This window comes from Campylobacter sp. CH246 (assembly GCF_004378835.1).
GTDB lineage: Bacteria > Campylobacterota > Campylobacteria > Campylobacterales > Campylobacteraceae > Campylobacter_D > Campylobacter_D jejuni.
In genome coordinates this window covers 23,086-37,332 of sequence record NZ_RYYA01000005.1, presented here as the reverse complement: position 1 = coordinate 37,332, position 14,247 = coordinate 23,086, and the positions used below count along the sequence as shown (strand labels likewise).

15 protein-coding genes are annotated in these 14,247 nt (G+C 30.2%); 5 read left to right on the top strand and 10 right to left on the bottom strand.

Features of this window, described 5'->3' with window-relative positions; all coding sequences use genetic code 11:
• The first annotated feature begins 4 nt into the window (after positions 1-4).
• Genes ELQ06_RS04980 through aat form a run of 4 tightly spaced genes read left to right on the top strand, consistent with a single transcriptional unit; the run spans position 5 to position 3,645 of the window.
• Positions 5-607 carry a TlpA disulfide reductase family protein gene (locus ELQ06_RS04980; RefSeq protein WP_002888338.1) on the top strand — a complete coding sequence of 201 codons (603 nt, stop codon included), beginning with the start codon at positions 5-7 and terminating at the stop codon, positions 605-607.
• Complete coding sequence (locus ELQ06_RS04975; RefSeq protein ID WP_002852892.1) at positions 607-897, top strand: ATP-dependent Clp protease adaptor ClpS; 291 nt, start codon at positions 607-609, stop codon at positions 895-897. The genes ELQ06_RS04980 and ELQ06_RS04975 overlap by 1 nt, the downstream gene beginning before the upstream one ends.
• A complete protein-coding gene (locus ELQ06_RS04970) occupies positions 894-3,023 on the top strand; it encodes an AAA family ATPase (RefSeq protein WP_052797667.1) in 2,130 nt (709 codons plus the stop codon). Before ELQ06_RS04975 ends, ELQ06_RS04970 begins: the two co-directional genes overlap by 4 nt.
• Positions 2,998-3,645 carry a leucyl/phenylalanyl-tRNA--protein transferase gene (gene aat, locus ELQ06_RS04965; protein ID WP_002826100.1) on the top strand — a complete coding sequence of 216 codons (648 nt, stop codon included), beginning with the start codon at positions 2,998-3,000 and terminating at the stop codon, positions 3,643-3,645. The genes ELQ06_RS04970 and aat overlap by 26 nt, the downstream gene beginning before the upstream one ends.
• 22 nt (positions 3,646-3,667) lie before the next feature.
• Here aat and cetZ read toward each other — a convergent pair whose 3' ends face one another.
• The 3 genes from cetZ to ELQ06_RS04950 form a co-directional block, all read right to left on the bottom strand.
• The gene (gene cetZ / locus ELQ06_RS04960; RefSeq protein WP_002861827.1) at positions 3,668-4,957 is read right to left on the bottom strand and encodes an energy taxis response protein CetZ; all 1,290 of its coding nucleotides are present in this window, start codon (positions 4,955-4,957) and stop codon (positions 3,668-3,670) included.
• 80 nt (positions 4,958-5,037) lie between these two features.
• On the bottom strand, positions 5,038-5,664 hold the full coding sequence (locus ELQ06_RS04955; protein ID WP_002866128.1) for a MarC family protein: 627 nt from the start codon (positions 5,662-5,664) through the stop codon (positions 5,038-5,040).
• Positions 5,665-5,678: 14 nt separating this feature from the next.
• A complete protein-coding gene (locus ELQ06_RS04950) occupies positions 5,679-6,038 on the bottom strand; it encodes a methionine-R-sulfoxide reductase (protein WP_002826104.1) in 360 nt (119 codons plus the stop codon).
• A gap of 89 nt (positions 6,039-6,127) precedes the next feature.
• On the opposite strand from ELQ06_RS04950, the gene ELQ06_RS04945 reads away from it, so the two are divergent.
• A complete protein-coding gene (locus ELQ06_RS04945; RefSeq protein WP_002866129.1) occupies positions 6,128-6,925 on the top strand; it encodes a ferritin-like domain-containing protein in 798 nt (265 codons plus the stop codon).
• On the opposite strand, the gene pssA is transcribed toward ELQ06_RS04945, so the two are convergent.
• From pssA to pglF, 7 genes are all read right to left on the bottom strand, one after another.
• A complete protein-coding gene (pssA, locus tag ELQ06_RS04940; RefSeq protein WP_002859122.1) occupies positions 6,916-7,644 on the bottom strand; it encodes a CDP-diacylglycerol--serine O-phosphatidyltransferase in 729 nt (242 codons plus the stop codon). The genes ELQ06_RS04945 and pssA overlap by 10 nt on opposite strands.
• Before the next feature lie 9 nt (positions 7,645-7,653).
• On the bottom strand, positions 7,654-8,271 hold the full coding sequence (locus ELQ06_RS04935) for a phosphatidylserine decarboxylase (protein WP_044260490.1): 618 nt from the start codon (positions 8,269-8,271) through the stop codon (positions 7,654-7,656).
• Positions 8,268-10,205, bottom strand: coding sequence for an ATP-dependent zinc metalloprotease FtsH (gene ftsH, locus ELQ06_RS04930; RefSeq protein ID WP_044260493.1), 1,938 nt, complete (start codon positions 10,203-10,205; stop codon positions 8,268-8,270). The genes ELQ06_RS04935 and ftsH overlap by 4 nt, the downstream gene beginning before the upstream one ends.
• 3 nt (positions 10,206-10,208) lie before the next feature.
• Positions 10,209-11,054 carry a 50S ribosomal protein L11 methyltransferase gene (locus ELQ06_RS04925; RefSeq protein WP_002872220.1) on the bottom strand — a complete coding sequence of 282 codons (846 nt, stop codon included), beginning with the start codon at positions 11,052-11,054 and terminating at the stop codon, positions 10,209-10,211.
• Positions 11,055-11,076: 22 nt separating this feature from the next.
• Entirely contained in the window at positions 11,077-11,469 is a 393-nt protein-coding gene (locus ELQ06_RS04920) for a chemotaxis response regulator CheY (protein WP_002866134.1), read from the bottom strand.
• Positions 11,470-11,581: 112 nt separating this feature from the next.
• On the bottom strand, positions 11,582-12,475 hold the full coding sequence (locus tag ELQ06_RS04915; RefSeq protein ID WP_002852871.1) for a PDC sensor domain-containing protein: 894 nt from the start codon (positions 12,473-12,475) through the stop codon (positions 11,582-11,584).
• Positions 12,475-14,247 (bottom strand): UDP-N-acetylglucosamine 4,6-dehydratase (configuration-retaining), encoded by a 1,773-nt coding sequence (gene pglF, locus ELQ06_RS04910; protein WP_052797666.1) that lies wholly within the window; start codon positions 14,245-14,247, stop codon positions 12,475-12,477. The genes ELQ06_RS04915 and pglF overlap by 1 nt, the downstream gene beginning before the upstream one ends.

Genomic DNA, 14,247 nt, shown 5'->3' with positions numbered 1-14,247 from the left:
TTAAATGAAAAAAATTTTAACCCTATTTTTAATAAGTTTAGCATTTTTTCTTAATGCTTGCTCCAAAGAAGAAGAAATTCAAAATGATTTTATGTTTGAAGAGTATCACAAAGGAGATAAAATAGTATTAAATAGTGTAAATGGTGGAAGCAAAACTTTAATAAGAACAGATAAAGGTTTTGTGGTAGAAGGAGAGGAAGGAAAAGTTCTAATGTTTGATTTTTTTGGCACTTTTTGCACCCCATGCAAAGAAGAAGCTTTAGATCTTAGCAAACTTTGGAAAAATAATTCTAGCAAATTTATCATTATAGGACTTACACATTTTGAAGATGTTAGCGATGAAACAGTTAAAAAATTCGCGGATGATTATGGTGCTTACTATTTTCTAAGCAATGGCAGCTCTAATGATCGTATTATTGCTCAAATTTTAAAAGATATAGACTATCAAAATATGGAGCAACTTCCTTTTAAAGTTGTTTTAAAAAATGGAATTTATCAAAAAATAAGCGATTACTGGAATAATAATACTCCAACAAATTTTTATCTTGGTAAAATTCCAACAGAACTCATGCAAGAAGATTTAAATAAAATCTACAAAGGAAAATAATGCCAAAAACCCAAACTCTAGAGCAAACAAAACTTAGTGAACCAAAAATGTATAAAGTTATACTCTTAAATGATGATGTAACAACCATGGATTTTGTTATAGAAATTTTGATGAATATTTTTCATCAAAACCTTGAGAAAGCAAGTCAAACAATGTTAGAAATTCATCACAATGGTTCTGGAATTTGTGGCATTTACACTCAAGAAATAGCTCTTTCAAAACAAAAAAAAGTTATGGATGCAGCTAAACTTGCTAATTTTCCGCTACAAGCAAAGGTAGAAGAAGAATGAAATACCAAGAAAATTTACAAAAATATCTTGATAATGCCAAAAATCTAAGCTTAATAAATCACCATGAATTTGTTACCTGTGAGCATGTACTGTTTGCATTACTAAAACTAAGCACTGATTTTAAGGATATATTTGAAGAATTTTCAGATGGAGATCTTGAGCTTCTAGAAACCGAATTAAAAAATTACATTTCTCAAAACAATCAAGTTATTAAACAAGAAATAGAACCTACAATATCTGTTGTTTTAGATGAAATCTTACTTTCATCTAAAAATAAAAATAATGAAATTAAAATTATAGATTTTTTAGAAAAGCTCATACAGGATTCAAGAAGTTATTCTAGCTATCTCTTAAAAAAACACAACATAAATCTTAACAAAATTCAAGAAGTTCAAAATCATGAAAATATACAAAATTTAAGCAACCACACAAGTGATTTAACACTTTTAGCTCAAAATGGCAAGATTGATCCTTTAATAGGAAGAAAATTTGAACTTGAAAGAATGATGCAAATTCTTTCACGTCGCAAGAAAAATAATCCTATTTTAGTAGGAGAAGCAGGAGTTGGCAAAACGGCCATTGTAGAAGGATTAGCATTGGCTATTGCGGAAAAAAAGGTGCCTAAAAACTTACAAAATGCAAAAATTTTTAGTCTTGATATGGCTAGTATACTTGCGGGAACAAAATACCGTGGAGATTTTGAGAAAAGAATTAAAGAAATTTTAAATGAACTTGAGAAAATACCCAATGCTATTTTATTTATTGATGAAATTCACACTATAGTAGGAGCTGGAAGCACAGGAGAATCTCATACTGATTTTTCCAATCTTTTAAAACCAGCTCTAAGTAATGGAACTTTAAAATGCATAGGTGCAACAACTTTTATGGAATATAAAAATACTTTTGATAAAAATAAACCTCTAAGTCGCCGTTTTGCTAAAATAAATGTAGATGAACCAAGCCAAGAAGAAAGTTTGCAAATTCTTAAAGGATTAAAAAACAAATATGAAGAATTTCATCATATAAAATTAAACGATGAAATTCTTCAATATGCTGTAATTTGGGGTAAAAAATTTTTTAATGATAAATTTTTACCTGATTGCGCTATAGATCTGATCGATGAACTTGGCGCTTCTTTTGCTTTAAATCCAAAAGCTAAAAAAAATGCAAATTTAAAAGATTTAGAAAATGTTTTAGCAAAAATGACCCACCATCACAAAATGTTTGAATTCGATCAAAATAAAGCTTTAATGAATTTAAAAACAAATTTAAAAGCAAAAATTTTTGGCCAAGATGAAGTTATAGATAGCCTTGTTTCATCACTTAAGCAAAGTTTTGCGGGATTTAAAAATTCCAATACACCACGCGGAGTGTTTTTGTTTACTGGATCAAGTGGAGTTGGAAAAACAGAACTTTGCAAAGCTTTAGCTGAATTTTTAGGTTTAAATTTAGAGCGCTTTGATATGAGCGAATATGCAGAAAAACATGCTATAAGTAAACTAATAGGATCTCCAGCTGGATATATAGGTTTTGAAGAGGGTGGACTTTTAAGCAATGCTATTCGCAAAAATCCTTTCAGTCTTGTTCTTTTTGATGAAATAGAAAAGGCTCATCCTGATTTAAGCAATACCTTTTTACAGATTTTTGACAATGCTGAACTCACCGACAATAGCGGTCTTAAAGTAGATTTTAAAAATACAATCATTATTATGACATCTAATCTAGGACTTAAAGAAAGCAATGAGCTTGGTTTTTTAAGTAAAAATGAAGAAAAAAGTAATCGTGCTATCAAAGATTTTTTTGCTCCAGAATTTATTAATCGCATTGATAAAATTTTACATTTTAATGATTTAAACGATGCTATACTTGTTAAAATTATCGAAAAAGAACTTGATGAAATTTCTAAAAATTTAAATAATATAAAATTATCAGTGGATGATAAAGTCAAAATTTATTTAGCTAAAAAAGCCTATAATAAAGAATTTGGAGTAAGGCTTTTAAAACGCATAATTTCTGAGGAAATAGGAGAAAAAATCAGTGATGAAATTTTATTTGGAAAGCTTAAAAAAGGTGGTATAGCTAAAATCAAACTTGGTAAAAATGGAAAGCTCGAATTTATATTCTAAATTACTCAATGCGCCTAAAAATGCTCCTGTATTTTTAAGTCAAAATTTAGAAGCTGATTTTATTGTAAAAGCTTATACTTTTGGTCTATTCCCATGGACAAGTAAACCTGTAACTTGGTGGTGTCCAGATCCTAGATGCATTTTAATTCCAAATCAAATTCACATCCAAAAAAATATGAAAAAATTTATTAATCTCTATCAAATTAAACTTGATTATGATTTTTTAAAATTAATTACATTATGTCGCGATACACGCTCTCAAAGCTGGATAGATGATGAATTTATTACCACTTATTATAAGTTATTTACCCAAGGCTATGCGCATAGCCTTGAACTTTATGAAAATAATGAACTTATAGGTGGAATTTATGGTTTAATTTTAGGCAAGGTTTTCTTTGGTGAAAGCATGGTAAGCATTAAAAAAAATGCATCTAAAGTTGCCATGATTAAACTTTGTGATTTATTAAAACCTTATGATTTTATCATAGATTGTCAAGTTTATAACCAACATTTAGAATTTATGGGTGCTCATAATATTTCTAGGAAAGAATTTTTAAATATTTTAAAAGAAAAATGCAATCAAGAAAGTGGTTTTAAAAATTTTAAAGATTTAATTACTTAAAAAATAAGCGTGAAAATCACGCTTATGACATTGCTTTAGCAACTTCAGCAGAGCTTTCACGAATTTTCTCCATACATTCTCTTGCTTCTTTTGCAAGTTCAACACTCTGATTAACATCCTCTAAACCGCTTTTAATACTCTCAACCACTTGTGATGTAACATTACGAATAGAATTAATCGTAGTGGTAATTTCATTAACTGAATGCCCTGTTCTTTCAGCTAAATTTCTTACTTCATCAGCAACAACAGCAAAACCTCTACCATGTTCACCAGCACGTGCTGCCTCAATAGCAGCATTTAAAGCAAGCAGATTAGTCTGATCAGCAATATCACTAATAGTCTGAATAATAGATTTAATTTCATCTGATTGTTGATTTAATGAGGAAACAAGATTTGAACTTTGAGACATCATATCAGCAATATTCTGAACATTTGAAACAGTGTTTTCAATTACACGATCTCCATCTTGAGTAAGATTATCATTTTTTTCTGCAAGTTCGCTTATGAGGCGAAGTTTTTCTTGATCTTTTTTAACTTGTTCGCTTATATCTGTAGCAAATTTAATAACCTTGTAAATTTTTCCATCATCATTTTTAACCGGATTATAACTTGCTTCAAGGTATACTTTTTTATTATTTCTTCCGTATCTTATATATTTACCTGATTGAAATTTGCCCTCTCTTAAATCTTCCCAAAATTGAACATAGTCCTTAGAGTGTCTATAATTAGAATCACAGAACATACTATGATGCTTTCCTTTAATCTCATCAATATTAAAATCCATAGTTCTTAAAAAATTTTCATTAGCCGTAATAATAGTCCCATCAGGTTTAAATTCAATAATAGCCATAGAACGATTAGCAGCAGCAATAGTATTTCTAAGATCAAGCATTTCATAATGTCTTTGAGTTATATCATTGGCAAATTTAATAATTTTATAAACATGACCATTATTATCACTAATTGGAAGATAATTTGCTTCTAAATAAACATCTATCCCTCCCTTAGCTATACGTCTAAAAAGACCACTTCTGGCTTTTCCATCTCTTAAATCTTTCCAAAAATCACTATATGCTGAAGAATTAACAACTTCAGGCAAACAAAACATACTATGATGCTTGCCCTTGATCTCTGAAAGGGAGTATTTCATAGTTGTTAAAAAATTTTGATTTGCCTCTAAAATAACGCCATCGGTGGTAAATTCAATTACTGCCATGGTATTCCCAATAGATCTTAAAATATCTCCTAAACCATTACACTTTTTTTCAAGTTGTTCAATTATTTCAGTATTATTTTTCTTAGCACCAAACATAAAACTCACCTTTTTAATAATAAATTATTTTAAAATTATATCATATTTATATAGTATTATTTACTTAAAATTATATTAATTTATAAGTTAAATATATCCTTTAAACCTACAATAATCATCTTAAACCCCATAGCAGCAATAAATACTTGTGCTATACGAGAAAAAACATGTAAAATCAATTTTCCAACTATTTTTTCTATAGTAGCTGCAAAATGAAAAAGTATAAACATAAAAATAAAAGCTATCATTACTCCGCCAAGAGCAACATCAAGCCCACCATCTTCGGCTATAACGATAACACTAGCTAAAGTTCCAGGCCCAACAAGCATAGGAAATGCCATAGGTATTAAACTCTGTCTTAAAATTTCCTTATCATCCATATCCTGATAAGAACTAAAATCCTTAGTTGCAATTTTTGTTGAAAAAAGTAAATTTTTAATAGCCATTATAATAAGAACCAAACCACCAGAAACCCTTAAATCATCTAATGAAACCCTAAAAATATAGTTCATAAACAAAGGTCCTGATAATAAAAATACCAAAACTATAGTAAAAGCTGTATAGAGAATAGTTCTAAAAAGTTTTTTTCGAAGCATTAAAGGCAATCCATCACTCATAGCCAAAAATTGAGTTAAATTACCAAAAGGATTTAATATGGCAAGTAAAGTAATTGCAGCAAAAAACATCAAATAAAGCTCAGAACCCATACTAGAAAACACTATCAATCCTTAGTTTTTACAAATTCCAAAGAAATAGAATTTACACAATGTCTTACATTTTTAGCAGAAAATCCTTCTCCTTCAAAAACATGACCTAAATGTCCATTGCAGTTTGCACATACAATCTCGGTTCTAATCCCATCTTTATCAGGAATTCTTTTAACAGCCCCTTTTATTTCATCATCAAAGCTAGGCCACCCACAACCTGATTTAAATTTATCTTCGGATTTATAAAGCGAAGCTCCACATTGCTTGCATTGATAGATTCCTTTTTCATAAAAATCATTATATTTCCCACTAAAAGGAGCTTCTGTTCCTTTATTTAAAATTACTTTTTTTTCTTCTTCATTTAATTCTTTCATGATCTACCCTTGTAAAATAATTTTTATATTATATAATTAAAATTTCAATTTTAAATGATAAATTTTTATAATTTTCAAGAAAGTTTTAAATGCAAAAAGAATTTTTTCAAGAACTTCAAGATATTTTATATGAAAAAAATATAACTATAAAATTTCACTCTTTTCAAAATTTTTATGAAGACTTTAAAAGCCACAAATTTATTTTTAATCACGAGCATCAAAGCATTTTCAAAAAAAATACATCGCAACAAATTACCTTGCTTCATCCTACACGTATAAGAAGGCCTAAATTTGTCAATTCAACTCATGCGCTTGCTAAAATAATTCATTCAGTCGCTCATATAGAATTTAATGCAATTAACCTGGCTTTAGATGCGAGTTATCGCTTTAAAAATCTACCTTTGCAATTTTATTACGATTGGCTGGAGGTGGCAGATGAGGAAATTAAACATTTCAAACTTTTAAATTCAGCACTTGAAGAACTTGGTTACAAATATGGAGATTTTCCAGTGCATGATAATTTAGAATCTGCTCTAGAAGCTACAAAAGACTCTTTAAGCTTTAGAATGGGAATAGTTCATAGAGGTTTAGAAGCTAAAGGGCTTGATGCCAACCCCTTTGTTGTTCAAAAACTTCAAAGCTCCAATCATTCCATTAAAAATCTTTTAATGGAATATCTTGAAATTATACTTAATGATGAAATAAAACACGTTAAAAAAGGAGATACTTGGTGGAAATTTGCAAATCAAAACAAGTATGATTTTATCGAGCTTTGTAAAACGTTTAAACAATTCTCTCTTGCAGGAAAAAAACTTAACATTCAAGCAAGAATCAAAGCTGGCTTCACTCAAGAAGAATGCGAAGTCATTGAAAAATTTTACTCTTGATTTCTTATCTTAAATTTTGAAACAATAATGGTATATAAAACCCGAATAATCCCATAAAGCACATACAAGCTTGCTAAAATTACTAAACTTTCAAGAGGATAAAGATATAAAAATGAAAATATTATAATTAAAATAATCAAAACTTTTAAAACACTAGAACGATTAAAATCAAGCTTTTTAAAGCTAGGATAGCGTATATTACTTACCATTAAAAGCCCTAAAATTGCTTGAAGCACCAAAAAAACTACACCATAAGGCTTTAAAAAATCATAACTGATAAACGCATAAGTCCATATAGCACTCACAACTGCTGCAGTAGGTATAGGAAGACCTATAAAAACGGAGGGTTCATAAGTGCCTGTGGTGACATTAAATCTCGCCAAACGAATAGCTCCAAAAACCACAAAAAAAGCTGTAATCAAAGATCCAAGCTTTCCAAAATCATAACCTATAGCCATATAAAAAAGAACCGCTGGAGCAACTCCAAAAGCTACTAGATCAGCTAAAGAATCAAATTCTACTCCAAATTTTGAAGTAGAATTTGTAAGTCTTGCAACGCGGCCATCAAGCCCATCACAAATCAAAGATAAAATAATATAAATCAAAGCTGTATAATAATTTCCATGTATTGAAGCTATAATAGAAATAACCCCTAAAAAAGCTGAAGCAGCTGTAAAAAGATTGGGTAAAATATAAATTAGTTGCGGTCTGTTATTCATTATTTTTCCTTACGCAAAATAGCCTAGCAATGAACCTGCTTTAATTTCATCATTTAAGCCTATATGAATTCTAGTATCTTTTGGTAAAAGTAAACTTACGGAGCCATTGATTAAAAAACCCATTCTATCTCCTGCTTTTAAATCATGGGAAATATTATCAAGCTTTAATTTTCTATCAAAAGAACCTGCATAGATTCGCAAGGCTATCGTTTTATTCTCTTTAACTTTTGCCAAAATAAAAGCTCTTTCATTCATCATTTTTGCAGATTTTAATTCACTGCACAAAAAAAGCCCATGTCGTAAACGAATATCTATTATAGACATTGCAAAAGGTGTATTAAAATTCCCAGCATCATAAAGAGCATTTTTAATAGTAATTTCAACACATTCACCCAATTCTTTATGATGAATATTTTCTATTTTAGTAACCCTACCATCTATAGGCGCAAAAATAGCTTTTTCATCACTACAAACAAGTTCTCTTTTAGGTGTTCTAAAAAGAAAAATACAAATTGCAATTAATACTAATAGCAAGATGGAAAAAGAATAAAAAATCCACACAAAAATAAAAATCAAGCTTAAAATAATAAGACTTAAATATCCATCTTTTGTAATAAAATCTTTCATTCTTCTACTTTAACTTCAGTTTTAACTTCTTCGAGCTCTTGTAAACGTGTTGGTAGACTATTTTGATCCTCAAACTCTTTAATAATCTCACGCACTTTAGCACCTTCAATAGTTTCTTCTTCATAAAGGGCTGCAACCATAGTTTCAATCGCTCCTTTATAAGTATTTAAAGTATCTTTAACATCTTTATAGCGTTCATCTAAGGTTTTCTTTACATAATCATCCAAAGACTCTGCCATCTTTTCAGAATAATCTTTTATAGTTTGTCCACCACTTAAGAAAGTATTTCTTTGTTTTTCAAGCACCATAAGCCCTGCAATTTCACTCATACCATACATAGAAATCATAGCTTTTATGATATCGGTTGCTCTTTCTAAATCATTACTTGCACCGGTTGAAATTTCACCTATAAACACTTCTTCAGCCGCACGACCACCCAAAAGTACATCTACTTCAGCAATAAGTTCATGTTTTTGCATTAAAAATTTATTTTCCTCAGGAGTGTTTAAAGTATAACCTAAAGCTGCAAGACCACGCGGAATCACAGAAACCTTACTTACACGTTTTGCGCCTTTGGTAGTTTCAGCGATTAAAGCATGACCGCATTCATGATAAGTAACAATTTTCTTTTCCTTTTCATTAATACGACGTGATTTCTTCTCAAGCCCTGCTATAGCCCTTTCGACAGCTTCAACTAAATCATTTTGTTCTACATATTTTTTAGAATCCCTACCCGCTAAAAGCGCTGCTTCATTAATAATATTTGCAAGATCAGCTCCTGCAAGCCCTGCGGTTAAGCGTGCTATATCTTCTACTTTAACTTTTGGGGAAATTTTGACATCTTTCATATGCACTTTTAAAATATCACACCTACCTTTAAAATCAGGTTTATCAACTAAAACTTGTCTATCAAACCTTCCTGGTCTTAAAAGTGCTGCATCTAAAACTTCTGGGCGATTTGTTGCTGCCAAAACAATGACTGGAGAACTCTCTGTCCCAAAGCCATCCATTTCAGCCAAAAGCTGATTTAAAGTTTGCTCTCTTTCATCGTTTCCACCCATCATGCCACTTGCTGCACGACTTTTACCAATAGCATCTATTTCATCTATAAAAACAATAGCTGGAGCTTCTTTTTTTGCATTTTCAAACAAATCTCTCACACGAGAAGCACCTACACCCACAAACATTTCTATAAAAGACGAACCTGAAACACTAAAAAACGGCACATCAGCTTCACCTGCAACTGCTTTTGCAAGCAAAGTTTTTCCTGTACCTGGAGGTCCAACAAGTAAAAGTCCTTTTGGAATTTTCGCTCCCAATTTAATATATCTTTCAGGATACTTTAAAAAATCTACAATTTCTTTTACTTCTTCTTTAGCTTCTTCAACACCAGCTACATCGCTAAATTTTACTTTAGGTTTTTCTGAATTTACAAGCTTCTTAGAACTTCCTATACCCAATATAGAACTTCCCATATTTTTTTGCATACGACTTGCCAAAAACATCCAAATACCAAAGAAAATAAATACTGGTAAAACCCATGAAAAAAGTATATCTGTAAACCAATTTGTTTCAGAATACGCACCATAAGCGATATTTTTACTATCTAGTAAACTCACAAGCTCAGGATCATTAACTTTTTTTGCTGTATAAACAGTATTGTGAGAGCTTGAAATCGCTTTGATTGTTGTTTGTCCTATGCTAACTTGATTAATTTGCCCACTTTCAATAAGCTTTTTTAACTCAGAATAAGGGACATTTTTATTTACTTCATTGCCATTCAATGCCCCGCCAAAAGAACCATTGCCATCAAAAAATCCCTTAAAAATAATTATCATTACAATTGCAAAAATCGCAAAAATAAAAATGGGATTTTTGTTAAAAAAATTATTACCCTGCGGATTACCCTTATTATTTGGGGTATTATTATTCATTACTTATCCTTTTTTATTATTTTTATATACAAAACTACACCACTCATTGATTTGCATTTCATCAATGAGTTCCAAATCTTGAAATTTTTCTTTAATTCTTGTTGAATATTTATCTAAAATTCCCGACAAAATAAGTATAGCATTATCTTCTAAATGGTTTTTAATATCTTTTTCTAAAATTAAAATCACATCTGCAATGATATTTGCAACAATTAGATTATATAAACCATTTGCTTTATCTATAGATCCACACCAAGCCTTGTGAAAATCGACACCATTTAATCTTGCATTTTCTAAAGAACTATCAATAGCCAACTCATCAGTATCACAAATTTCAACATTACAGCCAAACTTTGCCATAATAATACCCAAAATTCCACTACCACAACCAAGATCTAAAGCTCTTAATTTACTTTTAGAAAATTTTTGTAAAAATTTTACACAAGAATATGTGCTTTCGTGATGTCCTGAGCCAAAGGCTAATGCCGGATTAATCTTTATATTTATACAATTCTTCTTTTCTTCTTGCCAAGTTGTATGGATGTAAACATTATCCACTAAAATAGGTTTTATGCCTTTTTTATATTCTTGTATCCAGTCCTTGTTTTCTTTCTCTACAAGACTTAAATTAGAAATAATTTTATGGTTTAAATTGAAAGTAGTTGTAAGTTTTTGAGCAAATATTTCAAGTGCCCATGAAAGCTCTTCTAAACTCTCATGGGATCTAATGTAAACACCATTATCTTTCTCTTCTATAGCTTCTATACCTAAATCAAAAGCAAAATCAAGAAATAAATTTTTATACCGCTCTTCTACGATAAAGAACAATTCATAATATTTTTTTTGCATTTAGAATTTTAAAAATCAGCCTTTACTCAGCTGCACCTTCTCCACTTCCTGTTCCTAAAACATCTTCAAGTTTTTCCTTTAAAACTTGTGGAGTAAAAGGTTTTACAATATAGTTATTTACGCCAGCTTTTAAGGCAGTAATCACTTCAGCTTTTCCGCCCTCAGTTGTAACCATGATGATAGGCATATCTTCATATTTTTTCTCTGCTCTTACTTTTTTTACCAACTCCAAGCCATTCATTTCTGGCATATTCCAATCTGTAATTAAAACTTTTACATCTTCATTTTTAGTTAATAAATCCCAAGCTTCAACGCCATGCTCAGCTTCTAAAACATCATCGTGTCCAAGTCTTGTTAGGGTATTTTTAATAATCCTTCTCATAGTAGAACTGTCATCAACAACTAACAATTTCACAATTTCGTCCTTTCAAAGTTTTTATAGTTTTATTTTACCCTTTTTAGCCTTATTAATCAAGCTAAAAAATTTTAAAAAACAGCATTATATCATCTTTTACTTAAATTTTTACTCAAATATTATTATTTTTATACTTAACCGTAAATAAATATACACTTAAACCTAAAAGAAGCAAGCTCACTCCACCGATAAGATAAATCGCATAAATCATCTGAGAAAGATCACCAATAGCAAGTTTGAATACCAACATCAAAGCTTCTATAGCTAAAGCAATGATAATAGAACCCAAAAATCTCACCATAGTTTTTTGAATTCCACCTTCTTCTTTTTTTGTCCTTCCTAATACTTCTTGTTCGATCAAAGTTTTTGCCAAATCAAAAATAGCTAAAGCCAAAGTTATAGCGATGGTACTTTCAAACATATGTTCTATACCTATAGCTTGATTATCAAAAAGACTAAAAAAACCTTTTTGAAATAAAAAACAAGTAATCACAAATAAAACCAGTGCGAAGCAAAAATATACCAAACGACTAAATTGAGTAAAAACAAACTCAAATTTTCCTGCTTGAATAATCTTTAAAATATCTTCAAGCTTGATATCAATACAAACAACAAAAAGCAAGTTATTTTTATCATCGTAAATTGGCATAGAAGCTGTCACGCAAAGCTCATTATTTAAAACCGAAGGATAAGGATCGCTCAAAACACATCTTCTTAATTTTACAGCTCTATAAAAATAAGAGCGAGTACTTCTATCCTCGCCCTGTCCTATTTCATGAGCCTTATTTAAGGAAATCGCATTTTCTATTTGCATGCCTGAAATATCTAAAATATACAAAGCATCAAAAACAACAACTTCATGAGCTATTTTATCCAAAGCTGTTTTAATCGTTTCAAGGTGAATGTCAGGAAGTTTATTGGGTAGATTTCTTGTTAAAATATAACTCATATAAGCTCTAGCACGATAGCGATTATCTTCAAATCTTTGTATATCTTTTATATACATTATACACCTTCTTTATTGTGTTTAAATTCAGGTACAATCTTTAATAAAGCCTCTGAAATATCTTCACATATTTGTAAATTTTCTATCTCTTTATTAAGCCAATCAAGATCAACCTTCTCATTCTTTGCTACAAAAATACTCTCATATTGCGTTTTAGCATCATTTTCATCAATCAAAAGCTCTTCATAAAGCTTCTCACCTTTTCTTAAGCCTGTGATTTTAATTTCTAAATCATTGCGATTAGAAAGTAAAAGCATTTTTTTAGCTAAATCTATGATTTTCACAGGCTTACCCATATCCAAAACAAAAAGTTCTCCCCCTTTTGCGATAGCCCCAGCTTGTAAAACAAGTTGCACTGCCTCAGCCACAAGCATAAAATAACGCACTATATCAGGGTGTGTTAAAGTTAAAGGCTCATTATTGGCAATTTGTGCTTTAAATTTCGGTATCACACTACCACTAGAACCTAAAACATTGCCAAAACGCACACAAGCAACTTCAAAATTTTCATCACTCATACTTAAAGTATAAAGCTCACAAACTCTTTTAGTGCAACCCATAATATTTGTTGGTCGTACTGCTTTATCTGTGCTTATCATCACAAATTTAGCTACTTTATTTTCTTTAGCGCTGTCGCATAAAATTTTAGTTCCTAAAATATTATTGATTACTGCTGAATGTGGATTTTGTTCGCAAAGAGGCACATGTTTATAAGCGGCTGCATGTAAAATAAGCTCAGGTTTATAAGTTTTTAACACCTCATCTAAACTTTGCTTATCTAAAATACTCAGTAAAATAGGAGTAATTTTTTCTTTATATAAATTTAAATCATCATTGATCTTATAAAGATTATACTCACTATGATCAACCATAATAAGATGCTTAGCACCAAATTTAATACATTGCTTACAAAGTTCACTGCCTATAGTTCCACCTGCTCCACTTACCAAAACTACCTTGTCTTTTAAAAAAGCCGCAACAGCACTATCGTCTAAATCTTTTGGTTTTCTAGCAAGCAAGTCTTCTATACTGATATCTCTTGCTTCGTTTCTTGTAAAAGAAAATATTTTTACATCGCAAATACCATAAGCTACAAGTTCTTCAAAAAGTTTTTTAAGCTCTTCTTGTTCAAGTCTTAAAGCAATAATGGCAGTTTTTACCCCTTGTTCTACATAAGATTTTATTTTTTCTTTTTCTTCTACAACAAATTTATCGCAATAAGTCCCTATAAGCTCTTTTCTCGCATCAACTACGCCCACAGGAAAAAGCCCTAAAGAACCTTCTTTTGCACCTTTTAACAAATGCAAAGCCTTAGAAGTTGCCCCTACTACAATACAAGGAGTTTCTTCTTCTTTCATTTTAGAAGGTTTAAAATCCACAAGCATTCTTTTGCTAATTCTTAAAGTACCTATAAACATATAAGAAAGAACAAAATCTATCACAATAGCACTTCTTGGAAAAGGATTAAAAAAATCACTAAAAAAATAAAAAATAAGAAAAAAACAAAACTCAGCTAAAAGCAAAGCAATAAAAATTTTTCTTGCTTCATTGAGAGAAAAAAATCTCCAAGCTACTTTATAAATTCTAAAAACAAACAAAAATGAAAGTTTTAAAACAAGCAAAATAATAGCAGAAACCATCATACCATGATAAAAAATGCTCGGAATATCTCCACTAAATCTCAAAGAAAAAGCCAGATAAACACTAAGTAAAATTAAAACAATATCTGAAGTTAAAAAAAATGCTAATCTTTTGCTTTTATAAAAAATCAT

Bases quoted from the DNA above. Each gene is read 5' to 3' on its own strand.
- pssA (WP_002859122.1), bottom strand. From the start codon at position 7,644: ATGAATAACAGACCGCAACTAATTTATATTTTACCCAATCTTTTTACA.
- ELQ06_RS04970 (WP_052797667.1), top strand. From the start codon at position 894: ATGAAATACCAAGAAAATTTACAAAAATATCTTGATAATGCCAAAAAT.
- pglF (WP_052797666.1), bottom strand. From the start codon at position 14,247: ATGATTTTTTATAAAAGCAAAAGATTAGCATTTTTTTTAACTTCAGAT.
- ELQ06_RS04915 (WP_002852871.1), bottom strand. From the start codon at position 12,475: ATGTATATAAAAGATATACAAAGATTTGAAGATAATCGCTATCGTGCT.
- ELQ06_RS04935 (WP_044260490.1), bottom strand. From the start codon at position 8,271: ATGAAAGATTTTATTACAAAAGATGGATATTTAAGTCTTATTATTTTA.
- ELQ06_RS04925 (WP_002872220.1), bottom strand. From the start codon at position 11,054: ATGCAAAAAAAATATTATGAATTGTTCTTTATCGTAGAAGAGCGGTAT.
- ELQ06_RS04975 (WP_002852892.1), top strand. From the start codon at position 607: ATGCCAAAAACCCAAACTCTAGAGCAAACAAAACTTAGTGAACCAAAA.
- ELQ06_RS04945 (WP_002866129.1), top strand. From the start codon at position 6,128: ATGCAAAAAGAATTTTTTCAAGAACTTCAAGATATTTTATATGAAAAA.
- aat (WP_002826100.1), top strand. From the start codon at position 2,998: ATGGAAAGCTCGAATTTATATTCTAAATTACTCAATGCGCCTAAAAAT.
- ELQ06_RS04955 (WP_002866128.1), bottom strand. From the start codon at position 5,664: ATGGGTTCTGAGCTTTATTTGATGTTTTTTGCTGCAATTACTTTACTT.
- ELQ06_RS04980 (WP_002888338.1), top strand. From the start codon at position 5: ATGAAAAAAATTTTAACCCTATTTTTAATAAGTTTAGCATTTTTTCTT.
- ftsH (WP_044260493.1), bottom strand. From the start codon at position 10,205: ATGAATAATAATACCCCAAATAATAAGGGTAATCCGCAGGGTAATAAT.
- ELQ06_RS04950 (WP_002826104.1), bottom strand. From the start codon at position 6,038: ATGAAAGAATTAAATGAAGAAGAAAAAAAAGTAATTTTAAATAAAGGA.
- cetZ (WP_002861827.1), bottom strand. From the start codon at position 4,957: ATGTTTGGTGCTAAGAAAAATAATACTGAAATAATTGAACAACTTGAA.